Raw genomic sequence first — 25,406 nt, 5'->3', positions numbered from 1 at the left:
TCCAGCCAAATAGTTACCTAAGCGCTATGCAATTTAATATACCGACGTTGCTTACCCTGTTTCGTGTTGCTCTAATCCCATTTTTTGTGCTGGCGTTTTATCTTCCATTCGTCTGGGCACCGCTCGTGTGCGCACTGATTTTTGTGTTTGCCGCTGTTACCGACTGGTTTGATGGATTTCTGGCGCGACGCTGGAAACAAACCACGCGATTTGGCGCATTTCTCGATCCTGTCGCGGACAAAGTGATGGTGGCGGTTGCACTGGTTCTGGTCGCTGAGCATTACCATTCCTGGTGGATCACACTACCTGCGGCAACGATGATTGCACGAGAGATCATTATTTCTGCATTACGTGAATGGATGGCTGAGATAGGCAAACGCAGTAGCGTAGCGGTTTCATGGATCGGAAAAGTAAAAACCACTGCACAAATGATGGCATTGGTTGCCTTGTTATGGCGACCAGAACGCTTGGTTGAAGGGGTTGGTGTGATTGCTTTATATATCGCTGCGGTACTGACTTTTTGGTCAATGTTTCAATATTTGAATGCTGCCCGGCATGATTTGCTTGAACCTTGATCGAAGCGCCTTAAAAACCAGCAAACGAACGGGTTTCATTGATAATTTTATTGACTCGTTGCGTCATGTCAGTAGAATGCACGGCATCAACAGCGGCGCTGATTTTTTGAAAGTTAGCAAAAAAATCAGCGTGTTCTGTGTAAGGCGGGAATAGCTCAGTTGGTAGAGCACGACCTTGCCAAGGTCGGGGTCGCGAGTTCGAGTCTCGTTTCCCGCTCCAATATATCAGCGATAGCTGAACAGGTTTAAAGGTAAGGCGCGTTGGCAGAGTGGCCATGCAGCGGATTGCAAATCCGCCTACCTCGGTTCGACTCCGGGACGCGCCTCCAATATCTAAGCCCGGGTGGTGGAATCGGTAGACACAAGGGATTTAAAATCCCTCGGCGTTCGCGCTGTGCGGGTTCAAGTCCCGCCCCGGGCACCATCCTGAAATCAATAGACGTCAACCGACGTCTATTTTTTTGCCTAAAATCCACGGTTTTACTGGCTTTTCCTGCATTTCATACTCTCCCCACGTCAACACAATTCAACCGACATCAACTTGCTTATGCGGGTACAAATGCGGGTATACTGCGATAAGGTAAATCCTTGTACCCTCAATAACGCTTTTATTGAAGGAAAAGCATTATGGCACTCACGGACATCAAGGTACGTTCAGCAAAACCGGAAGAGAAAGCCTATAAACTGACCGATGGGAATGGCATGTTTCTTCTGGTTCATCCCAATGGTTCCAAATATTGGCGCTTACGCTATCGTTCGGATGGCAAAGAAAAGACACTGGCGCTAGGTGTCTACCCCGAGGTTTCCCTTTCCGAAGCGCGTCAGAAACGCGACGATGCACGAAAACTGATTGCTGCTGGCGTTGATCCCAACGAGCACAAAAAGGCAGTCAAAATCCAGCAGCAGGATGATGAGCAAACTTTCGAAGTTGTGGCTCGCGCCTGGCACGCCGACAACAAGAAGTGGTCGGAATCCCATGCCGAACGCATCCTGAAAAGCCTGAGCGACAACATATTTCCCGCTATCGGCGGCACATATATCGCGGCTCTGAAAACACGCGATCTGCTGGCACCAATCAAAAGCGTTGAACGTTCAGGGCGCTTAGAAGTTGCCAAACGTTTAAAGCAGCGCGTGACCGCCATCATGACCTATGCGGTACAAAATGGACTGATTGACTACAATCCGGCGCAGGATATGGCAGGGGCAATTATGCCAGGCAAAGTTGAACATCGCCCGGCATTAGAGCTTGAACGTTTGCCTGAGCTTCTTGGCCGTATAGATGGCTACAAGGGGCGTGAGTTTACCAAGTGGGTTATTAATCTCTCTCTGCTGATTTTTATCCGTTCCAGTGAACTGCGTTTTGCCCGCTGGCCGGAAATTGATTTCGAACGCGCTTTATGGACTATACCCCCGGCGCGTGAACCGATCCCCGGCGTGAAGTTTTCCGAACGCGGCTCAAAAATGCACACGCCGCACTTGGTTCCGCTCAGCCGTCAGGCAGTTGAGATCCTTAAAAAGATTCGAGAGGTGAGTGGACATTGTGAACTGGTCTTCATTGGCGATCACTCGTCACGAAAACCGGTCAGTGAGGGAACGGTAAACAAAGCACTGCAAACTATGGGCTACGACACGAAAACGGAAGTATGCGGTCACGGCTTTCGCACTATGGCCTGTAGTTCGTTGATTGAGTCGGGATTGTGGTCGAAGGATGCGGTAGAGCGCCAGATGAGCCATCAGGAGCGTAATGGCGTCCGAGCTGCGTACATCCACAAAGCTGAACACCTGGACGAACGGCGATTGATGCTGCAATGGTGGGCGGATTTTCTTGATGAGAACCGGGCTAGGGGGGTTAGTCCGTTTGATTTTGGGAAAATTGTTCACTGATGATGAGCCAGAAGAGAGATGACTCTTTCTTCTGGCTAATATATGCATAAGTTAAGTTATAAGGATAGTAAGCTTAATAATTTTAAAGACGGGTGGAGATAACATCCTCATGTGTATAAAATAGTTGCTATTTCCTTCTCTAAGACTACACAGTTATGAGCACAATCACATTGCGTAAGGCATTAGCTGTCCTTGCGAAGTCATCTCCCTTTGCCGTAACGACAAAAGCTCATCAACAAGCGACGGGAGTGTTCGACGACTTAAAACGGCAACTTTTTGTAAAACAAAAAATTGAGATAGAGCTGCAAAAACATTTGGATGTAGCACAATCTGGAGAGATCATTTTTCTCTGTGGCAGTAGTGGTGATGGGAAGTCAGAGATACTGACTCGCTTTGAAGCAACTCCCCATTATCAGCAGCAGTTTGAATTTTATATGGATGCAACCCATAGCTTTGAGCCCCAACAGTCGGCTATAGAAGCATTGAATGAGTTGTTTGATAGACATCACCAGCAATCGCGTCCGCTGCTTATCGGCATCAATACTGGTATGCTTGCCAACTATGCCAAAGAAGGCGCAGAAAGACATCAGGTTATTAGAACTATTATAGAATGTTTTCTCTCTGGTAAGTTAGGAAACAGCAGTCCTTGTCGGCAAGAAAAAATTTATTTTTTTTGATTTTGAACACTATCCTAAATTTCAATTCGATGAAAAAAAACAGTACTCCTTGTTTATTAAAACCTTGTTTAATAATTTAACAAGGGAAGATGATAACAATCTATTCCACATCATTGCTCAGCGTGATGAATTAGAAGGAAAAGATTTAAAAATTATTGCTAATTTTAAACTACTTAGTAAACCTGGTGTACAAGATGTTATAATAACTCAATTATTTAAAGCCAGGTTACTAAAAGATCAATTTGTTACTACTCGTGCATTATTGGATTTAATTCATCACCTATTATTAGGGCCCGGTTATTTATTTGATAATCTCTTTCAAGGAGAAGATAATGAACTGGTCAGGAAGATTGCTGAATTTGACCCAGCCAGATTGCATATCTATGAACTCGACCAGTTTATACTGCGCTACGAGCTGGGATTAGCCGATTCATCTCTGGATGATTTTCTGGCAGTTCTTAGACTCCAGTATGTTTATTTTGATCGTCATAATGCAAAATCCGGTGATGCGACCTCATTGATTCGACTTTTCTGGCTATTGCGTCATGAGTCTCTGGGGAATGACTATCACCAAAAATTTGCGTGTTTTTTTAATGAAACGTTATTTGAGCATTATGCTCAAATCTGGCATTTGCATAAAAACTATACGGCGATTCCTGAACAGAGAAGAGCCTTACATCGATTCTATACAACCGAATTGATGGCCGGTATTCAGCGTTACGCAAACCGTAAAGCTCCAGAGTTAAGCATGCAAAAAGAAGAATTCTTTTTGGGTGAATTCGGTGGAGTTAAAATAACAGCCCCGGTAGCAGTAAAGCCTGACTGGGATGCAATTCTCAAGAAAAATACGGCGCACTCAACTTGCTTCGATGTCCATTTAAAAGTAGGGCAAAATTCACTGTTACCTGTTTGTCTCAGTCTTAATTTGTTTGAGCTTTTGGGTAAGCTTAATAATGGCTATCGACCCAATAAATACGATAAAAATGCCATTGTTCTATTGGATGAGATAGTTGAACTGATAGCTGAACAGGCTAAATCCAGCAGCGAAATAAAATTTTATGATGGCTGTAATCGGGTTTATAGCGCAAGGGAAGATGACGAGATGATCACTATCAATGGCATGGAGGGGTAGGAATAATGTATCCCATAGCAACCACGTTAAAAGTGGGTAATAACCAGTTAGATAGCTATCTGCCGGTACGTAATAAAAACAATAACATTAACTGGCAATTGGTGACCGGCCTGGTACTTAGCTATGCACTGAAACGCAAAATTGAAGCCTACGATCCAGAAAAATTTCGTGAGGATTGTAAAGTTCACCTGCAAGCACTGCTTGACGAACCTGCATTCTGGCAGGTGCTGGATCGGATGTATTTTTCCAGTCAGGATATTTTTCGCGTCTCTCCACTTTTCCTACTATTTCATGCTCAGTTTGATGCGGGAAAAATAAGCGTTGGTTCAATGGCAGATAAACGCCTTGGAACGCTATTTGCCAATTTGATGGGAGATTTCAGCCTTAGCTACCCAATAGAGGACAAGCTAAACTTTATCGAACAGCAAATGCTAAAAAAACTTGATGAAAAGGTAATGCCATTTTTTGGAAAAGGTCCTTTCGCTGAAGAGCAACCATATCTGCCTTATATGGTGACGTGTTTTCAATCCGATCTGGCGTTTCTGGCGGAACATCCACAGTATCTTTTGCAGGAGTTGACCAACACTTTGCGTCTGTACGCCTTTAGCTGGTGTGCGCAGTTAGCTCTGAACATTGAAAATTGGCAGTATGGAGAGCCTCAAAGTAAGTCACTTTTTTTTATTCTCGATACGGAAAAGGCCAGCTCTGAGCGAGAAAAGGTGAAACGTTATGGTTATAAATTGTTCTCCAGCAAAAGTGAAAAGCTTTTTCCAATACTCTCGGCGCTGGAGGTTTTGCAATGGAATAAAGGGGAGAAAAAACGCCCATTATGGCAGATCTATCAGGATTCCTTGAATAGGCCAGACTCCTCCTCCCAGGTATTGCATCAGCTTAATGATTATTTGCAGGAATTTATTAAAAAACGTGAGCTTCCCGATCGTGAACGGGTTGCAAATCTGACGGATGCCTTCAAGCAGCTACTCTCCGTCGCTGTTGAGCAGTTTCAGGATAAAAAATCTGACCGGGCAACGGTTAATCGGAAATATATTAATGAGTTAGAAAGCCAAATTTGTACCGACTTTATTCAGGTTCGGGGTCGCGCGGGGAAAGTACTGGTACTGAATCAGGATCGTCTTCTGTTACTGACCAATCTCACTGTTGGGAAAAACGACAAGCTCAGGCTGAATGAGTTACTTCGCGGTTTTGAACAGCGTGGATTTTATTTGGATAACCAGTCAGCACAAACGCTGGTTGCGTTTTATGAACGCATGGGAAACGTTGAGAGAATGAGTGATAGTGGAGATGCCGTATATGTCCGTAAAACCGTATGAAACCTATCTGGCTAAAACCTTTGTTGAGTGGGTAAGCGGTATTATACAGCCTGGAGAGCGTTATCAATTTAAATCCCCCGATCCCGATAATGCCTTAAAACTCTGGCAGGCTTTTGTTTCATTATCTGATGGCAATCAACTGGAGTTAACTCCAGAAAAACATATTGCCTATATTCCATGTAATGGCATTCACCTTATTCCGGTTTTACATGGTGCCCATGCTCCGGCGTTTACGGAGAACTATATCTCTCACCTGCGCGATCGGGTCGCTGGTCGTGACGGCGTTTTTGCCCAAACGGCATTGCTGATTATTCATAACAGTATGTTGGATACTCTGATTAACAGCACAAAAGATTTAGCTGCACCGGATGCTGTCTGGTACCCCGCCACCTTCCGACACCAGCTTGAAAAGCTCATCACACCTGATAGCAAGAGCCCAGAGCTCTCTCGCTGTTTGCTTGACGATCAATTAACCACGGTACTGGATGAAGGGGCCACAGTATTTGGATTTTCATCGTTATATCGTCTGTTGGAAGATGGGAATCTGGACTTCTCCGAGCTAAAGCTATTTAAAGATGATGAACTGCTAAATTTTAGCCAAAAACAGCTGCGTACTCGGCTGAATGAGAACCGCAAATTATATCGGCTGATAGAGGACAGCGTTGAACGTTACAGCGGGCAACTGGAGAATGTTCTAACTGAGTTCAGCGCAAAATTCATACAGGACCATTTTGTTGATAAGGATGACTGGCGTGAGCTTGATTTCTCCGACTATAGGAAAGAGAAAGAACAGAATAGTGAACAAAAACTGGTGCTGGAGAACGTCTCCGTCGAAAACGGCGAGATTTGGCAACGGGCGAAAAGCGCCAGTAAGGCAGGCAAACGTGACATCAGCCTGCTGGTGCAGGTGCAGTCAGGGCAATCAAAGGCTGAGCTAGAGTTCAGTTTTCAGGGTAATGATCTTCAGGATAACCAGATTAAGATTGCCCATAATCGCCAGTTAAAGAATGCATCTTTCTGGCGCACTAGCCGGGCGGGAGGCAAGATTTCCCGCATTATGGCATCGGTGCCTTTTGACGGGCATCCTTGCTTCTTTAGTCTCGAACTGACCAACCGCAATAATTCAGCCGAAGAGTATAAATTTCGCCTGTTGTTGGTCGAGCAGGGACAATTCTGGCTAAACGATATTCAGCACTGCTACCGCGTTGAGCCAGGTAAAGACCAAATAACCCTGCAACTGGAAGATAACACGCTGCGTATTGCCGAGTCTGGCAACCTGACCTGTACGTTGGATGACGAGAGCCAAGACATCGACTGCCAGCATTATGCTCAGGTGAATTTTGAGACGCTGGCAAATCAAAGTGACCTGGTTCGGTTTGCGCTCGTTTCCGGTGATTCCCGTCTGTCGTTTAACATCGAGGGGCCGGGAGCAGAAGAAGGGCTAACGTTGCCGCTGCTTTTTGACCAAAGTCGTTTCAACAAGTTGTTCAAGGAAGAGGGCAATGCAACCTGGAACCGACTAAAAGGGCGCATCATACTCGATAATACTGAACACAAGGTCGTCGGCGTTCGTCAGCAGTTGTTGATACTGGAAGCCTTATTGATTGAGCGACGTCTGCTGGGTACGGGAAGCGACGATCGCGAGTTTGCGCTGGATGAACTTCTTGCTAGCTACCCCGAACTCCATAATGCCTATGAGCAGTTATTTGCTTACTATCATCGGCGTAATACCCTGCCGAGCCTGGTGTCGTGGTCATCAGAATATCGCACGCTGGTCAGCTACATTGTCACCACGTTTGAACAGGTGCTCCAGCAAATTGGCCTGAGCAGAGCGTTGACGTTGCAGGAGAAACGCCTTCTGCATTTGGGTATTTTCCACGTTGATAGCCATGAGCGCCTCTCACCGTTGCATCCGCTAGTGCTGGCCTACCATCTACAGCTGGCAGAAACCATTGTTGCTGAGTCGGAACAGCACGATTCGGCTTCATTTGCCACACTACCGCCGATTACTCTTGATCGCTTGATGGTTTCTGGCTTAATGCCGTTTGTTTACCACAGTGAGCATGAATACGCGCAACTACAGCCGGTGGAGGAGAACCGCTTCTGGATTGATGTGGTTCCTCAGCGACAGGTCAGTCATGACTACATTAAGCGTCTGGTAAAAGACAAACTCAATGAGTTCACGGACGCCTACGCTCGATTGTTCCAGAGCGTCGGAAACAATGCGTTGATTATTAATGCCATTAATCAGGGTAATGCTAAAGAGCTGTTTTTGGGATTAGTGGAATATTTTAAGCAGGAAAAAGAGCACGCTATTTCGGTGCATGTGAACTGCTACGATGAACGTTTGCTACCCAATATGTTCGATCACTTTGCCGAAAGTGGTAGCTATGAGCAGCTTAAAAACGATCTCGATCTGAACAGCGGCGTATGGCGGGCGGAAGCCGATATGCTGATTGATCTGCTGCGTAGCCGGTTAACGTTCAGCAAGTTTGTCCTGCCGTCAGAAAGCGACAAGCTGGCCTATGCACATCTGGCATTTTTTACCAATACGGCACCGGTGGATTGCCGCCAGATCCGCATTGAAGATGCGTCCAGCGGGGTACTTTGTCATGGGCTGATCGCAGGAGAAGGCGCTGAAACTCAGGGGGATGCCTATTTTACCGCATTTGGCCTGCGTGATGTGGATACTGAGTCCTACTACGCCCTGCGTCTTGCCCGATTAATCGGCTGCCTGTGGCAACCCGCACGTCAAAGCAACAGCCAGTATCACGGACAAGGGATCGGCCTGGCCGTGAGCGGCAATTTTAAACAGCTACTCAATTACTCCTACAATAGTGCGCTCTGGACCACCATCATTGATCCTAAAGTCACCCTCGACTTTTTCACTAGTCAGAAAGATGTGGTGCTTATCCACTATTCTGACCAATACACCAGTTGCGCAGGCTACGATGCCGTCACCGTCACGAAGCAGGTTGATTTGTTCCTGCGGCTGCTCCAGACCGGAAGCCAGTCAGGACAACCTGCTGTTGATAGTCAGCATTTGCTGGCTGAATTTAATGCCTTTAACGGTGAATGGCTGCTGAAAATGCTGCGCTCCAGTGAAAGAGAGCGTAAAGAGAAGCACGGCATTATAGGTGCGTACAAATTTGTGCAATCTATGTTGTACCAGTCCGATATTTGCTGGATTCCGTTATCGGTGGCCGAAATGATCCGCGTGTCCGGCAATGTCGGGCTGAAAATGAAAGAGAGTGATTTATCGAGAAATTTACAGGGTTATCGTAAAGGTGCGATCTCTGATGATGTGCTCTTTGTTGGTTTCAAAGAAAACCGCCTCTATCTGTTGCCGCTGGAAGTTAAAACCGGGGCGCGACCTGACTATAGCTATGCAGGCCAGCAGGCTCGCGAGCTGAAACGTTATTTACAGCAGGATATTCTGGAACCACAAACGCTGGCATCAAAACTGTACCGGGCGCTCTTTATTCGCCAGGTGTTGATGCAGGTGGAGAAGCTGCGTCTGTACGGCGTGCTGGACAGCAACAAACTGGCTCCCTTGTTGGAACGACGCGAATGGTGGTTAACGGGTGACTATCAGTTAGGTGAGTTGGACGACTATGCGGACGGCTTCGTCGTGGCGCATGTGGACAGCGCAACTTGCTTCGATCTCTCTTATAAAGAGACGGCGGAGAATATCTTACAGATTGAAATCCCTTATTCACTGTTGCCCTCGTTGATTGCCGCACAGGGGGATGAACTGCCGCTTGCCGAACGTTACCGAGTGCCGGAAAAATACCGACTTAAGCCGGAGTGTGATACCAGTCCGTCACAACCAGAGGTCGTGGTACACGTCGCAACGACAACGGCTTCGCAATCCGTTTCAGAACCGGAGCCGTTACAGCCTGCAGCTCCGATAGTGACTCCTGATATTAGCGATGCGCCATTACAGATCCTATTTGGTCATGATGCTGCGCGTCAGAATCCATTGCATTGGGAGCCAACCAACACTGCGAAGTTCATGAATACCAATACCGGTATTATTGGAACGATGGGCACCGGGAAAACCCAGTTTACTAAATCGCTGGTCACACAACTGATACGCAATCAGTCCTGTAACGTTGATGGTAAATCTATTGGTTTGCTGATCTTCGACTACAAATCAGACTATGTGGATGAGGCTTTTCTTGATGCAACGGGTGCTAAAAAGTACAAGTTATTTAAGCTGCCTTACAACCCCTTATCTCTGTTTGGCGACACGCCAATGCTACCAATCCATACTGCTGGTGGACTATCGGAAACGATGGCGAAAGCCTATGGACTGGGCCATAAGCAGCAGCTCAAATTAGAAAATCTGATTTTAGAATGCTACGAAGCAGCGGGAATTTCACCTGAAGATCCGACAACATGGTCAAGGACTGCGCCGACTATTGAAGATGTATGGCAGCGCTTCCTTGATCAGGAAAAGGTTGAAGAAGATTCGCTTTACGCAGCGCTTTCTAAGCTGGCGCGTTACAAGATATTCGAAACCATCCCGGAGAAAATGACCAGTCTGTACGAATTGATTGACGGTGTCACTGTGATTGAACTGGCTGGCTACCCACCAGAAGTGCAAAACCTGGTGGTCGCACTCACGCTGGATCTGTTTTACGCGCAGATGCAAAAGCGCGGTAAACCGGTGGTGCGGGGGGATTATCGTCAGCTCACCAAAATGATTCTGGTGGACGAAGCCGATAACTTTATGCGTCAGGATTTTTCCAGCCTCCGTAAGATCCTTAAAGAAGGCCGTGAGTATGGCGTTGGTGCGATCCTGTCAACTCAGGAGATAACCCACTTTAAGACTGGTGAAAATAACTATGCCTCATATATTTTAACCTGGGTGATCCATCGTGTTTCCGAGATTAGGAATGCGGATATCAAAGCTGTATTTAACGTTGATGATAAAAGTGAGCAGGAGTCTTTGATGGGGCAGATTCGGCAGCTTGAGAAGCATTTTAGCCTGTATGTTGATGGGGATAAGCAGGTTAAGAAAATGCGGGATCGTGCATTTTGGGAGTTAGTTAAATGACGATTATTGAAGCTATCGTAAATGTATTAAAGGAACATGGAAAGCCTTTGTCACACAAAGATATTTATGATTTTATCATAAATAAAGAATATTATTCATTTGGTGCAAAAGACCCTGTGGCCGTAGTTCGGGGTGAAATTAGAAAACATTGTTATGGCATCGATTTCCCGAGCGCATCACCACGAAAAATATTTATTGAAGTTAAATCTGTAGGGCAGTCAAAACCTCTTTACGATTTATGGCAGGGACAAGTATCAAATATCCCCTCACTAAAGATTGAAAAGGCTACAAAAGATCAATTGCCAGAAGAGATCATTCATGGGAAATATCTTGAACATATAGAGACCATAAAAAATCAATTGCTTAATGCTATTAACTCTTCTGATCCGGCTTTTTTTGAACGGCTTGTAGTTACGCTTTTATTAAAGATGGGATATGGGTGGCACGAATCTGAAGCTGGTAAAGTTATTGGTGGGGCTGGGGATGAGGGGATTGATGGAATTATTAATGAAGATAAGCTTGGTTTAGAAAAAATATATATCCAAGCAAAGCGATATAATAACAAGAAAGTTCCGCCCAGCGAGATTCGAGAATTTATTGGTTCTATGAATCAAAAAGGCGCACATAAAGGCGTTTTCTTTTCATCTTCATATTTTACTGAACAAGCTATGAATAGTGCTGAAAAAGCTCAAGGAATGACTATTACATTAATAGATGGAGAACAATTGTGTGAGTACTTAGTGCAAAATGGTATGGGTGTTGCGAAAGTCAGCACTTATGAACTTTATGAGATCGATAGGAATTTTTTTGACTTATAACCACACAAGTGTAATTAAGGAGGAGTTGTATATTTTTTTACAATAGAGAAAAGTGGTGGGTGATTAAAGGGTCTATAAATTAAGACCCTTTTTAGATGAAATGAAGTTTAGATGCTTTTATTTTTTGTATATATAATTTAAGAAAACATCATTAGAATCAGATAAGTTAGAATAGGTCTCCCACTCTTTTATCAAAGTCATATTCAATTCAACTGAAAATATTTTTGTAATCAGTTCTGAAGAGTGGTAATAAAAGTCTCTTTTATCACTTTTTGTATTTTGTGTTTTCTTTTTCAAAGAAAAGTATATTATCCCACCTTTTTTAATCGATTTGTATAATCTAAATGAAGCATCTACGAATTCGGCTTCATTTAGATGGAGTAATGATGCACATGCCCAAACCAGATCGAATTTGGGGGGGTAGTCAATTTCATTAAAATGAAATTGTTCACAAAAAGCAAATGGATATTGATTACATAAGTACACCATTTTTTTCGAAGCATCAAAAGGAGTTACCTTATAACCGTGTTTTATAAAATATTCAGTATCTCTACCTACACCACATCCTGCATCAAGTATTGCAGTTCCTGGTCTAAAATGGCTACGAACCTCATTATAAATATCACTCATATCCAATGATGATGTTTTTTTAAAATAATCAATATATTTTTTATCATAAAAAATGATGTTGTTATTTTTTAATTCTTCACTCTTTGTTTTTGAATCGAATTCAATAATAACTTGGAGTTTCCTAATTTCACTATCAAGTGCACCATTAATTTCTAGAGGGAAAACTATGTCTTCTAGATCGGAATTGTCTTTGTTTAACACTCCTCTTGCAGCACATTTTAATATTCGGTAGTGTGCTATCAATTTACCAAGAAGTGTATGCAACTCAGGATTATCTACAAGCCCGGAATTACTTTCTATCAGTAACATTATCTTATCTGAAATGTCAATGATTTGTAGTAGCAACTCTTTGTCGTGGGTGTCTAATCCATTGTTGTCATGGCTATTGTTTTGTATTAAATAGCGTAGGGTTCGAAAGTATTTCCCATCAGCTTTTAGTTTTTCTTTTTCTTTAAGTGCAAAGTGACTATAGATAATCCTTGACTCTTCTAATAAAGAATTTAAAGGACCATAGAATTTTTCTATTTTTTCCTTTGCATTGTTGGCCAAAGTTAGTTTTCTTTCTCTTAAAATTATTTTTTGTTGCTGTAATTTATCTGCTCTATATTTCGAAACAGTATGAACTGCTATGTAAAATGACACTAAAGCTGTAATACAAGATGCAATAGCTGATAATTCAGTTGGTTGAAATCCCCATAAGCCCTTTGATGTTGCGCTGGATGCTGGCTCAATATATATATTCGTTGTTAGTGGGCCATTTTCATGCTTTGTTAGCAAAGATGGGGTAAATATCGATTTATTATTTTCCATTATTTGTATACTCCGTATACAAAATCTTTTACCGAGCGATAGTTTCTTAACGCTGAAATCCCATCCTCAACATGCGCCGCCCAAGCCTTAATCATATCTTTCTGCGTCATCTGCGGATAAAGCATCTTCAACACCAATTCCGTAGTCTGCAATGTCTCCCCAAGCCACGTAATTTTATCCAACACCAGCGAGCCATCCAGCTTCTTAGTATCACGCTCAGGCGAATAACGAAATTCACTTTCCACCGAGCGGAAAAAAGCCAGCCGGGAGGCAATATTCGGCGTGATCCCGGTATACCCTTTCAATTTTTTAAGCTGCTCTTCAGTCTGACGACTAAGCATCATTCGATTCGGGAGCATCAGACTGCCTCCTTGGTTAATTCCCAGAAATAACCTGGTTTCAGCGCCGATGATTTAGTATGTGCATTAAACACAATCTCATAAGCATGAGAGATATCATCACGCAATTGATCGACAAAATAACGCTCATCCACTTCCGTATCTGTAGACAGCAACACCACCTGATGACTGGCAAACGGGAAATAGTGATTAATCAACTTATCTCTATGTTGGGAATCCAAACGCCCTAATGGCGTATCGATAATCACCGGTAAATCACGGCCAGAGGTTTTTGCCAGCGCCTCAAGAATAGCAATTGCATAAATCTGCTTTTCACCGGCAGAAAGCAGCTTACGGTTTATGACGGAACCCTGTTCATCAACTAGCTCAACGTCAAACGTCTCCGGATTAATATGCGCGCTAAGTTGCAAATCTTCTTTGCGGGCCAGTTTGCGATAGGCGATTTCAAAATTCGCTGACAGTGTTTTCACTCTTGCCTGCGTTAATACATCACTGTACCGGTCGAGTAAATTAATCGTTTCTTGCGCGTTTTTAAACGCACTACTGAAGCCATGCTGACTGCGGGCAACATCATGCATTTTTTGTACCTGACGAACGCAATCTAGTTGCTGTTGCTTAACCCGTTTAGCATCTTCCAATAATGAAAGATATTTTTGCCGCTGTTTTTCACGCTGCTTATCCAGATCGCGCAGTTTCTCAAATAGATCCATTAACTGGTCGTCTTCCGGGGCGCGGGCAATATTGGCGGCAGCCTGCTCTAACTGCTGTTCAACCTCCGCTAACTGAGTACGGTAAAGTTTGAAGCGTTGCCATGCCTTTTTGCTGTCTTGTTCAATCGACTGCTGGAGCATACCTGCTTCTCGTTCAGAAATATCAAACAGCAAATCGCCTTTAGGCTTAGTTGCCATATACTCTTTCAAATTATCGGTAATCGCTTCTGTAGCAATTTTACTGGTGGTACTGGAGCGCAATGCGATATCGTTTTTAAGCTGAGTTAAAAACTGCCCCAACTCTTTTTCAAAACTTTGAGTTTGCTTAATCTGGGTTTCATCAGCAATTTTTCCCAGCAACCGAGCTAATGTCTTCGGGGCTAGCGCATAAGGTAGCGACCCATCACATTCCTGTCGCAGTGCTTTTTCCAGACGCTCCTTATCTTTCAGCAACGTATCAACTCTCTGTTTTTCCTGAGCTTTAGTCTGTGCAAATGCGCCACCCTGAGCATTTAGCAAGCCTTCATAGCGGATGATATCTTTAGACAGAAACTCAATCCGCGTTTTAGCAAAATCGGCTCTTTCCAGCAGCTCTTCAGTCTGGCAGGCTAATTCTTTACTTTGTTTTTCAAGCTCTGCAATCTGCTGTTGTTGAGATCCCGCTAACTGGCTGGATTGCTGACGCTTAACAAAAATCATTAAGTCATTGCGCAGTTTAGATATTAGATCCAGTCCTAATAAACGACGCACTGCAGTGCGCAGAATATTGCCGGATTCATCTTCCGCCAGCTCCGCAATTTTCTCGCCGTCAAAAAAGAACAGATCGGCAATGCCATGCGGGATTAATTCATTAAGAAACCCTTGGCACTGATCGTAATCCAGCTCACTTAGTGGCTGCCCATCCTGTTGAAGTGAGAGACGATCTTTCTTACCCTTTTTCCAGGCTCGCGTAACGGTAAATTCCGCTTCATGGCCGCCCTTATTGTAGGTAAAGGTCAATTCGACAGCCGCTTCTTCAGGTTGCTCAATATAGTACGCGCCGTTGTGAATTAACGAGCTAAGCTGTTCAATATAGTCCTGTTGTTGAGTCGCAAGGCCAAACGCCAGCCGACCATACAACGCTAGACGGATCGCCGACAGAATCGACGTTTTTCCCGCCCCGTTTAAACCACCAAACAGCACAATAGGGCGAGGATTCACTTCGTGCGGACGCTTTCTCGGAGCCAGATCAATGGTGTGAGTACCGTTAAATACCCGAAAATTATGTAATACTAGTTGTTTAATGAGCACGTTCGTTTTCCTCCTCGACTAAAACAGAGGATTCGCTGGAATCGACAATTCTGCGCTGTAAAACCTGAAGTTCAGCTTCCAGTCTGGTGACTTCTTCCTGATGAATATCCCGGTCGTTACGTTTTTGTAGCGCTGCTTGGTTCTGCTGTATCTCTTCGAGGCTGCCCCAGTCCTGTTTTAGAATGGTACCGAGCTTGTCAAAAATCCCCTGACGGCGGCTGAGTCCTTCCATTGACACTTCCAGTTCAATCAGCTTCATGACCATCTCTGGTGCAACATCAAATCCCTGAGCTATCTGTACCAACAAATCTGCATCGCTGGCGTCAAAGCGTGATTGATCATCAACTACCCAGTCCAGATCCCGCTGATACACGTCACGGTAAATACCGGGTAATGTGTCATACCAGTCTGGCTCATTAGGATCTTTCAACCACTCCTGACGGATAGCGTGCAGCTCCGGCTGGGTAATTAACGTAATCGTATGGCCTTGGGCATTTAAATCGCGCTCAATCTCCAGCAGCTCTTTCAGCCACTGCTGGCGATACTTAAGCCAGTAGGGGCCGGGAACATGCTTACGCTCGGCACTAATTTCTTCGCCATCTTTGGCATACTGATAACTGACCTTGCCAGTACGACGCTTGTAGTTGCGAAACGTGTCTTTATTCACTGGATCGGTGGTAAACGCTAGCAGATCGCGGAATTTCAGCAGCGGAGACATCCACTCTTCACCATTCTTGATTAGGCTCTCCATCGCTTTATCTTTGGTGACCACGGTACAGGTCCAGCAGCCAAAGCGGGAGTTACCACAGGAAGGGGTACTTTCATCGATCACCAGTGGACATTCACCCTGTGCGGAAGAGTCCATATAGAGTGTCCAGAGCGGGCGATTATTACCGCCCCACGGGCTTTCCCACTCATCAATATCATCTTGGGCATAGCGAAATGCGCCGCGCAGCAGTTTCCAGACATCCTCCACATCCCAGGTATCAATCGGGGTATAGATAAAGGCGTTTGCCAGTGTGGTGTGCCGGGCCAGACGTGAGCCGTCAATTTTGTGTTTTGCGATGACCTGTGCTCGGGAAGCGCTTTCACTGCTGCGCGAACCCAAAACCACAATTACCTCATCAAACTGACTGACCTTTTCTTTAATAAAGTCGCTGACCGGATTGATTTTCATACGCTCGGTACACCAGCGGAAACTGCGGGTGGGAGCCGGATAGCCTTTCCCCAGCAGATTTACCCAGAACGTTTCATTGGTTTTAGGCGTCACCGCGTACTGAGTGATTGGCAGGTTATTACGTTTTGCACCTGCTTCAATCTGCAACATCGTTTTCTTAATCAAATCCACAACCACCGGCGTTTCCACCAGTGTATCGGATGACACCACAAAAACATCTTTGCTGCGCATTTCCGGGGGCAGGCCGAGTAAGGCCAGATACACCAGCGTGATCACAGCGGAAGAATCTTTACCACCGCTGTACCCAATCACCCACGGACGCTTATCCGCACAATAAATTCTTTGTACTTCGGCTACATACTCGGCCAGAGGACGTCCGGCGAACTGCTCCTGATTAATAAAATCTTCGTATTCGGCCAGATCGAAGGCCTGAACTAATTTACTCATGAGTTAACCATTTGAGCCTCTAGCTCTTTTTCTTCACAGGTGAGAGGAAGTGACAGCGCTTTCTTTAATGCATTACAAGTTAACTGAATAGCAGTACTGGTTTTACTCAGTTTCCCATGTTGCATTGCTCTCTTAATCAATTCCGGGTTACTTTTACGCCAGTCAAACGTTTTGAGTTCAGTGATTTTCTGCTGCCAGTGTTCAGGATGTTCTGCTAGCAAGCTACGCCCCAGCAATCCTAACGCATGCAAACCAATACCATGTGCGTGCACGTACTCCTGACGTAATTGCGAAGGGGAGACCTCTTTTTTGGCTGCAAGTTGCCAGTCGGGCATGACCTGGAAAATGGTTTGCCAATATAGGGTAGCGGTATGAGTACTTTCTTCAATGTCACATTTTTTAGGATCTTTACCCAACAATGCACGGGTTGCTTGCTTAATGCTGCTTAACGTAAAGAGTTTATTGGAACGTGCACTAATACCCGACTTCTCCAGTTCGGTTAACCCCACGAATGGTTCAATAGACATAGCCAAGTAGCGTGCTAGATTTGAGCCAATATCTCGATGATCATATAGGGCCGACAGCGATGGACTGGGACGTATGGCATATTTGTTCAGATCCGCGAACATTTGCTGACTCCGTTTAAGTCCTTCATCCACAAAAAATAAGACAGGAATATTGTCTTGTCCTAGCTCTGGACGTTCTTCCAAGGCATCTTCAATTGCTTTACGTCGGTGTTGACCATCGTTGATGAGAATTTGTGCTTCCATGGGTACACGCAATGTTCCAAGGTTGTTAGAACCTGGAAACTCATCAAACTGTACATCAACGGCTATTGATGCTGTTAAAGCCGAAAACACATAGTCATTAGGATTTTCAAGAAGATACTTAACCATTTCAGGAATGCGTGCTTTATTTAATATGCGTTGAGCACGTAACTCAGGGGGCACTTCGCTTTCATCAAAACTGAAAATTTTTGGAATGATGCGCATTGGGCACGTGGCGATGTAGAATGGTCGATTAGCTTGAATTCCCCGCACAGCAGGGAATGAGTAGCAATAGTCAGTGTCAAAAGATGCCATGATTGTGTCCTGGCTGATATGAGTCTTCAGGTTACGTAATTAATCACGTACTTTGACGTAAATCATACCTTCTTTGACGTGAAAAAATCTAGCGTTGTATGGGAATATTTCACAAGGAAATGACCCACAGAGACCGAATATTAATCAATCTTTTATGAGGCAGTGCGTTTAGTTCGTTAATTGAGCATTGAAGCAATACTCCTATGTTCCCGATACAGATATCCCGCATGGTAATTTAGGCGGGATTCCTTTGTTTGAGATGGAAGGCTTGAGATACCCGAAGAGCTGGTTTGGCGAACGGGTAGTCCAGCACAAAGTAATGGCTATAGTCCCCTTATCCTGTCTAATTGGATCACGTTGAAGCTACCAACGATTAGAGTGCACATTGTGGGCTACTGCTCAATTTCATTCGGTTACGGCGAAAGGCAGCGCATCAAAATCCTTCAATCCGTTTTTCTCATACGGATTGCCGATCCAGCGGGTTGCCAGCCCGAAATCTACGTTGACCAGACTTTTCCCCGGTTCGTAGAAGTCATGGCTCAATCCCGCCAGATCCGCCCAGGTATGGATTAGATGAGCGATGCTGTATTTTCTGTCAACATATGGGTCGTATTGCCGGGGATGGTTTTTTTGCCACTCCGGTGACTGCCACAAAATAAATGGAACGGTATACATGGCGCGGGTCGGCGCGCCCTCGTTGCGGCCCAGCACGTTATGCGGCGGGGTTTCATATACATCCTCGCCGTGGTCGGAGAAATAAAGCAGAAAACCGTTGGGCTGATGGCGGGCAAAGGTTTCGGTAAGGCTGCTGACAACAAAATCGTTATACAGCACCACATTGTCATAGCTGTTGTAAGTCTCCGCTTGCCGTTCGCTTAAACCGGCGGGCGTGCCTTTGCGGTCATTGAAGCGTTGATAGCTTTCCGGGTAGCGGTACCGATATTTCATATGCGTGCCAAGCAGATGCACCACGATAAATTTCTTATCCGCCGGATCGCGCAACACCTCGTCAAAGGGCGCCAGCACGGCGTCGTCATATTGTCGGGAACTCTGCGTCCGCTGGTTATTCAGATAAAACTGCCGATCTGTCTGCTATGAGAATACCGTCAGCATGGTATTGCGTTTGGTGATGGTTTGCTGATTGGTGATCCAGAACGTTTTATACCCGACCTGTTTCATCATGTTCATTAACGATGGTTGAGTAAGATAACGATCCGGCTGTTGCTGGTCGGCAAAGGTCAGCGCCTGCTGTAACAACTCGATAGTGTAAGGGCGAGGCGCTACCACGTCATTGAATACAACTAAATTAGGATCGCTTTTGCGCAATGCGTCAAGACAGGGCGTAGTGGGACGGGGATAGCCATACAGGCTCATGCGGGTGGTGGATTCGCCGATAACCAGCACCAGCGTGCGGGGAATATCGCCGTTGGCGTCTTTCAGATTCGGCAGCGGCGGTAAAGCAGCGTTCTGTCGCAGCATGGATTCCATACTGGCGAGCTGGTGCCGGTATTCCAGATAGCTGCCGATAAATTGCCATGGCGCGGTGGTGCCTATGCGTCCGGCTAGGTAGGCAACGGCTTCTTCTCCCGGCAGATTTTGCTTTATCATTTTTTTATAGATCGGGACGCCAAACAGCACCGTGAGAATGACGAATGTGGAAACGAGGCGATAACGCATGGGCAGCCAGAGCGGCCGTATGCGAGTCCACCGGCTCACCATGCCAGCCCCTGACAGTACGCCAAGAAGCGTGATACGGACACCAGTCAAGGCGTTAAGCTCCTCAGATGTATGTGGCCTATTGATAACTGGTCAGATTCCAATGCGTATTACGGCAAAGGAGGCATTTTAACTGAATACTTTCTTTAATGACTGATATATTCACGCTCCCATCAATAAAGAATAAACATGTATGACCCCCATAATCACGGCAATCCAGAAGACCAAACAAATAAAAATTGCTGTCAGCCAGACAAACCGAATTGAGCATTTAAAACGCGGGAGATTACTCCGTTTCGATAAAGAAAAAAATTTATTACCCATACGTCACCTCAGAATTTAGGCGTAAGCGCGACCCTGATAGGGAAAGAAAAATACCGGAATGAGCCAGCAGATTGTATAGTAATGCATCCCTTGATCTGTTAAATCCACTGTATCTGGAAAAAAGAATAACCAGTTGAAAGGTATATGAAAAATACCAGAAAAAAATCAAAATCCATAACATGGAAGACCATAAGAATCTTTTCTGAATAGAAGGTGATTTCATTTTTTATTATTTCCCGATTTATTTAACAAAGCAAAATACTTTCCAAGAATGATGTTTTGGTCGCATAATTTTTGCATTTCATTTTGAGGGAGAAAGTTAGCCAGTCTTTCGCCTTTATTTAACGAATTTTTAAACGCACTAACATTTCCTATTTCTGAAAGATGATCTTCAGGAATCTCTCGAATTACAAAATTATTTTGTTGGAGAAAAACAATATTCCGGGGCGTGACAAATGTGGAAAAATCAGGATTATCCAGATGTGGTGTTATAAGTACGGGATATCCTAACGATACCGCTTCTATAGGGATCTGGCCAACGCCGCTAATAAAAAGATAATTATCTACATTCTCTTTCAGATATTTTATCGTGTCGATATGGCCAATAAATGCACTTTTGGGCACACCTAAAGACACTATCTTTTCAACTGTTTCTCTATTTTTTTCTTTATCATAGGTGCCGGCAATCTCAAAATCCCATCCGTTTTCATGGCATATGGTAATGAAATTAATGATGGTAAGTATTTTATCGGGTTCAATGCGAGAGATGAAAAGCGCTTTGCTTTGTTTCTTATGCTGCCATACAGGGGTAATATTCTCAATCCAATTTAAAATATGGGTTACATTGGAAATACCTTTTCTATAAGTACTGGCCGTTCTGTAGTTGAGCTTATTGAGCCGTTCCTGATCTATTTTTAGTTGTTCATGAATACAGCATCCTACTCTTGTTATTTTAAGTAAATCATCGAGATCTATATCGTGGAAAAAACGAGTCGATTTAAATTGAAATTCCACAACATCAGGCTTTATCGTTTCTATCAGTGCCATAAAGAGTTTGGTTGCATTAGGTGCTTTGTAATCAAGCGAAAAATTAGGAAAGGTAAGAAGTTGTTTGTAACGATTGCATGTGGAGATGATCATCGGAGAGTAGCCATTTTCTTGTAAAAAAGAAAATAGGCGTGTTATACGTGATTCCACACCGCCAGTCTCTTGAAGATAATCTACGACGAAAAGAATGCGGCGTTTAATATTGCTCGAAGACAAGGAGTCTGCTAGTGCTAGATTTTTTAACTGTTTCTGTTCATTCAGGATAATTCTAGAGTTATCGTTTCTATTTTTTTGCCAAATTGGAAATCTGAATAACCGGATTTCATCATGTGCATAATGTCTTATAATAGATAAAACATTAATGTTTAATAATTTATACTCGCATTTTTTTCCAAAAAAACCAGAGCCTTTTATTTTGCTAAAAATTTTCATTCGTAACCTATCATTTCTTTGAAAAAAATTTAAGTTTTAAATATTTGAAATAAGACACAAGAAAAAGAAAATACTTATGGTTGTGTTTAAAGTGAGACTTTTGCCTCGACATTTGCTTATAATTTACAGGGCTTAATAATGGTACGTTACGCCAGGGGGATGTTTCTCTTGCCTGTTCAAAAAAACATATCTCCTTGTAAAATTTACTCCAGCTATGAAATGGTTTGGTCAATCCAACATAATGAATTAAGACGACATCATCGCTAATAAGTAAATTCCCAGACCTTCTTTTTGTTATATAGCTATCGATAGAAAATATATAGTTATAAACTTTATCTATATTAACAACATGCTTATTCAGGAGTATATTTAACGCATCTTGATCTGGATATAAAAAATTGTTGTTCTGAACAAGTTGTAATACATTTTCTGGTACTTTTTTTTCTGCCATTTTTTTAATTGACATGTACATAACACCAGAATTAAAATATTTTCTCGTGTCTATCTTATCAAGATTTGACTTTTGCTTTGCATGATCATCAGCAACAGTATATGCCATCGCATTGTTTTCGAAATTCAAACTCAAAAAGTACGAAACACTTCCCTTGCATATAACATCTGCATCCAAATATAAAACATGATCTAATGAGTTGGATAAGTACCAGATTATTAATAATCTATAATAAATTGCAGGACTCCATGCTTTTGATGGAATAGGAAGTTTATTGAATCCACTTCCATCTATTTCATATAAGACTATCTTTGTTTTATTTATTAAAGATAACTCTTGAAATAACTTAATCCTTGATTCATCTACAGAATCGATAAAAACATGAAAGTTAAAGTGAATATCTTTATTGTTCAACAATAGGGATGCTATTGAAACACCAACGCCATAAACAAAATCCCCATCGACGCCATATGCTACATGGAAAATATTTTCTTTTCCATCTGAAGTATTATCAATGTCAATAATGTTTTTTATGATATTAAAATCAAACATAATTAATTGCCTTGTATATCCATGATAATAGAAAAAGAAAGCTTTATGCCATATTCATGCATCAGAGTTTTTTCAAAATCATCAAAGCGACGGGATAGTTTTTGTCTGGCGAAAAATTCTGAATAATAAGCCAGCGGAAATAAATTCGCGCATCCCAGATTGTCAATGATGATTAAATCTCCCTCGTCCTGATTTCTTAATCGATACAGGATGTTGTAAGGTTTCAATGTCATGGTGACGATGGCATGCTGTTCTGCCAGTGTTTTCATGCGGTTGTAAGCCTGAGATATTCCCATCTTATATTTTTCACACAGCATTTTTTCTGATAAGTAATACGACAGCGTTTTTGATACTTCTCCGCTATAGTCTTTTATCAGATCAAAAACATAGCCCAGCCCCAGATTGGTTTTAATCACTCCGTGATATTGTGCTATGATTGGCGCTGAAAATGACTTGTCGGCTATTTTTTTATAGTATTTAATTTCCCTGATAGTTTCTCGATTACATTCCTCGTTTAAATGTACCTTGATACATTTGTCCGGCATTAATGGATGGTAATAGCATGCCCGGTGTTGGCCTTTCGATATTAGAAGAGTGGCTTCGAGATTTATTTTTTTATTCATTGATATACAAACGCCTTTAATCATTTTCCCGAAGTATTGGTTAATCGCCCATCCTGGGTTGACAGACCCAACTGGTAGCTTTTATCTGGCTATTAACGGGCCATCTGGCATGACGTCAGGCAATAAGAACCTCTTCCCGCTAAAAGGAATAAAAAACAGATAAAACATTGGGTTATGTTTATTTTCGGAAAGATCCTATCAGGGAACATGATCAAAAGATAATCGTTTTCATAGATCGATTAGATCGCATCGATCGGTAATAACGATCGAAGGCGCAGCGGTTAATTGTTCGTGTAACGGTATGAAAAAGAAGCGAGTGGATACTGCTTCGCCTGGCATTTCGGGTTGGGTTTATCGGCGAGGGAAAAGTGAAAACACACACGGTGGGAAAACGGTGGCGTCGAGCAAGCCGCACCAGGTGATAAATGCGGCCAAGCATCAGGCACTTTGCACCAACCTGCCGCTCAAGAGGCGTTACGGATGCCTGGGCGTTACTGGAACTGATGAGCCCGATGTACCGAAGATAATGTCAGCGTTGGTGAATGGCGCCACCTGAAATATGACAGGTAGAACGTATTTTCGCACCAGATCAATTCGCCATTATCCCTGCAATAGCGTCAATACAATTTCCGACTGCTGATTGGCCTGCGTCAGCATAGAAGCGGTTGTTTGTTGCAGGATCTGTGCCTTAACCATTTCCGACACCTCTACGGCATAATCTGCATCGACAATACGGGAATTGGCAGCGCTAAGCGATTCTATGGTATTCGTCTGAACATTCATCACTGACTCCAGACGGTTTTCCATTGCTCCCAGGCTACTGCGTTTGGCATCCACCAGAGCAATAGCATTATCGATCACGGCCAATGGATTGTCAGGATTACGCAGACGAATGCCTTCGCCCACTTCGGTGATGTTAATAACGGTCTGATTGGTGCTGGCATTAGTGCTGGCGGTGATACTCATTTCATAATAGATTTGAACTTCCCCATTGCCATTTATTGTTTTGAGCAACAGGCTATTATTCGCCTGACTGACGATGGTTGCAGTCTTATAGCTTGATGTTCCGCCAGCGGAAATATTCATAATGTAATTTCCGTCTTCATCTGTACTCAATACATCGCTATATTGATTGCCATCGCTATCAGTGTAATTAATAGTGACATTCTCTGCGTCAATGGTGATGGCTGATGTTCCGCTCACGCTGGTCACAGCGGAAAAGAGGTTATTTGCTGTCGCACTGTTTGCCGCAATATTCACCTGCGTATCGGTGCCATCAGTCGTTACGCTAACCGATGCATTATAATATTTGTAGTTGCCTGAACCGTCATCGACTTCAAGAATATACTGGCTACCTTGCTGTAATAACCTGGCGTTATCCGAATCAATGGTATTCCCATTGCTATCTGTAAATGACAATGTTGCGGTAGTCATATCCTGGTCATCAATTTGTGTCACCGACGTGTAAAGTGCGGACGATGCAAGTGCCAGGATAGTCGCCGTGCTATTCCCTGTCGCAGTATCATGCGAGGCATTATAAGTCGCCAGGTAATAAACCGGTTTTCCCTGCTCATCCTGCGCCTGAATATAATACCGGTTATTACCGCTGCTGCGTACCAATGTCGGCGAGGTCAATGAACTGTCGGGATAGTAATAACTTGTCGTAGTCGTTGCGCTGTCTAAAATAATATTCGAGGCGATTCCAGTCAGCGTATTTTCATCATACACTTCTCCGCTGATACCACTGATAATCAGGTCGGTCAGCCCAAGTTCATCAACGCTGAACCCCGGCGGGGAAAAATCCAGCGGTATTGTTTCGCCGTCGTTCGCGCCAACCTGAAGGGTGACTTCCCCCGAACTGCCATCAAGCAGACTTAGACCGTTATAGCTGCTCTGGGAAACCAGACGATCTATCTCTTTTAAATTCAGATTGATCTCGGCCTGAATAGCATCTTCATCATCCTGGCTATAGGTGCCGTTTAATCCCTGAACGGTAAGTTCCCGTATGCGCTGCAACCGGTTATTGATTTCATCCAGCCCGCTTTCCGCCGTTTGTAGCAGGGAAATACCATCGTTCACATTACTTTTAGCCTGCGTTAACCCATTGTATTGGCTGGTTATCCGGTTGGCGATGGCCTGACCAGCGGCATTATCTTTCGCACTGTTGATACGTATCCCGGAAGCAAGGCGCTCAATCGCCTGGCCCAGCTTGGAGGTCGATTTACTCTGCTGATTCAGGACCGTTAAATAATTAGTGTTAAGCGAAACCATAATGCG

Annotated in this window: 14 protein-coding genes, 3 tRNA genes and 2 pseudogenes; 9 read left to right on the top strand and 10 right to left on the bottom strand. The window is 43.8% G+C overall.

The window, feature by feature from the left end; translation table 11 throughout:
- Positions 1–26 precede the first annotated feature (26 nt).
- From pgsA to B4923_RS05380, 9 genes and pseudogenes are all read left to right on the top strand, one after another.
- Positions 27–575: a CDP-diacylglycerol--glycerol-3-phosphate 3-phosphatidyltransferase gene (gene pgsA, locus B4923_RS05420; RefSeq protein ID WP_109053341.1), complete on the top strand. Its 549-nt coding sequence runs from the start codon at positions 27–29 to the stop codon at positions 573–575.
- A 144-nt stretch (positions 576–719) separates the two neighbouring features.
- Positions 720–795: transfer RNA gene (locus B4923_RS05415), tRNA-Gly, on the top strand.
- 35 nt (positions 796–830) lie between these two features.
- Positions 831–904, top strand: a tRNA-Cys gene (locus B4923_RS05410).
- 8 nt (positions 905–912) lie between these two features.
- A tRNA-Leu gene (locus B4923_RS05405) sits at positions 913–999 on the top strand.
- A gap of 203 nt (positions 1,000–1,202) precedes the next feature.
- Positions 1,203–2,459 carry a tyrosine-type recombinase/integrase gene (locus tag B4923_RS05400; protein ID WP_109053340.1) on the top strand — a complete coding sequence of 419 codons (1,257 nt, stop codon included), beginning with the start codon at positions 1,203–1,205 and terminating at the stop codon, positions 2,457–2,459.
- Between the two features lie 155 nt (positions 2,460–2,614).
- Positions 2,615–4,268, top strand: a pseudogene (gene dptF, locus B4923_RS05395) (DNA phosphorothioation-dependent restriction protein DptF).
- A 5-nt stretch (positions 4,269–4,273) separates the two neighbouring features.
- Complete coding sequence (gene dptG, locus B4923_RS05390; RefSeq protein WP_109053339.1) at positions 4,274–5,599, top strand: DNA phosphorothioation-dependent restriction protein DptG; 1,326 nt, start codon at positions 4,274–4,276, stop codon at positions 5,597–5,599.
- Positions 5,580–10,661: a DNA phosphorothioation-dependent restriction protein DptH gene (dptH, locus tag B4923_RS05385; protein WP_109053338.1), complete on the top strand. Its 5,082-nt coding sequence runs from the start codon at positions 5,580–5,582 to the stop codon at positions 10,659–10,661. The genes dptG and dptH overlap by 20 nt, the downstream gene beginning before the upstream one ends.
- On the top strand, positions 10,658–11,479 hold the full coding sequence (locus B4923_RS05380) for a restriction endonuclease (protein ID WP_109053337.1): 822 nt from the start codon (positions 10,658–10,660) through the stop codon (positions 11,477–11,479). Before dptH ends, B4923_RS05380 begins: the two co-directional genes overlap by 4 nt.
- 117 nt (positions 11,480–11,596) lie before the next feature.
- Here B4923_RS05380 and B4923_RS05375 read toward each other — a convergent pair whose 3' ends face one another.
- The 10 genes and pseudogenes from B4923_RS05375 to B4923_RS05325 form a co-directional block, all read right to left on the bottom strand.
- Positions 11,597–12,919, bottom strand: a complete 1,323-nt coding sequence (locus tag B4923_RS05375; protein ID WP_109053336.1) for a class I SAM-dependent methyltransferase — start codon at positions 12,917–12,919, stop codon at positions 11,597–11,599.
- A complete protein-coding gene (gene dndE, locus B4923_RS05370) occupies positions 12,919–13,278 on the bottom strand; it encodes a DNA sulfur modification protein DndE (RefSeq protein WP_109053335.1) in 360 nt (119 codons plus the stop codon). The genes B4923_RS05375 and dndE overlap by 1 nt, the downstream gene beginning before the upstream one ends.
- Positions 13,278–15,278, bottom strand: coding sequence for a DNA sulfur modification protein DndD (gene dndD, locus B4923_RS05365; RefSeq protein ID WP_109053334.1), 2,001 nt, complete (start codon positions 15,276–15,278; stop codon positions 13,278–13,280). The genes dndE and dndD overlap by 1 nt, the downstream gene beginning before the upstream one ends.
- The gene (dndC, locus tag B4923_RS05360) at positions 15,268–16,902 is read right to left on the bottom strand and encodes a DNA phosphorothioation system sulfurtransferase DndC (protein ID WP_109053333.1); all 1,635 of its coding nucleotides are present in this window, start codon (positions 16,900–16,902) and stop codon (positions 15,268–15,270) included. The genes dndD and dndC overlap by 11 nt, the downstream gene beginning before the upstream one ends.
- Entirely contained in the window at positions 16,899–17,984 is a 1,086-nt protein-coding gene (gene dndB / locus B4923_RS05355; RefSeq protein WP_109053332.1) for a DNA sulfur modification protein DndB, read from the bottom strand. Before dndB ends, dndC begins: the two co-directional genes overlap by 4 nt.
- A 405-nt stretch (positions 17,985–18,389) precedes the next feature.
- A pseudogene (gene cptA / locus B4923_RS05350) lies at positions 18,390–19,769 on the bottom strand (phosphoethanolamine transferase CptA); the annotation flags it as partial.
- Between the two features lie 474 nt (positions 19,770–20,243).
- Positions 20,244–21,503 carry a glycosyltransferase family protein gene (locus tag B4923_RS05345; protein WP_109053331.1) on the bottom strand — a complete coding sequence of 420 codons (1,260 nt, stop codon included), beginning with the start codon at positions 21,501–21,503 and terminating at the stop codon, positions 20,244–20,246.
- Between the two features lie 10 nt (positions 21,504–21,513).
- On the bottom strand, positions 21,514–22,506 hold the full coding sequence (locus B4923_RS05340) for a glycosyltransferase family 8 protein (protein ID WP_109053330.1): 993 nt from the start codon (positions 22,504–22,506) through the stop codon (positions 21,514–21,516).
- A gap of 2 nt (positions 22,507–22,508) precedes the next feature.
- The gene (locus B4923_RS05335) at positions 22,509–23,129 is read right to left on the bottom strand and encodes a YrbL family protein (protein ID WP_170116009.1); all 621 of its coding nucleotides are present in this window, start codon (positions 23,127–23,129) and stop codon (positions 22,509–22,511) included.
- A 600-nt stretch (positions 23,130–23,729) separates the two neighbouring features.
- Positions 23,730–25,400: a flagellin N-terminal helical domain-containing protein gene (locus B4923_RS05325; protein ID WP_109053327.1), complete on the bottom strand. Its 1,671-nt coding sequence runs from the start codon at positions 25,398–25,400 to the stop codon at positions 23,730–23,732.
- Positions 25,401–25,406 lie beyond the last annotated feature (6 nt).

This window comes from Brenneria roseae subsp. americana (assembly GCF_003115815.1).
Classification (GTDB): Bacteria; Pseudomonadota; Gammaproteobacteria; order Enterobacterales; family Enterobacteriaceae; genus Brenneria; species Brenneria roseae.
The sequence above is the reverse complement of the archived record's forward strand: the minus strand, read 5'-3'. Positions and strand labels throughout refer to the sequence as shown.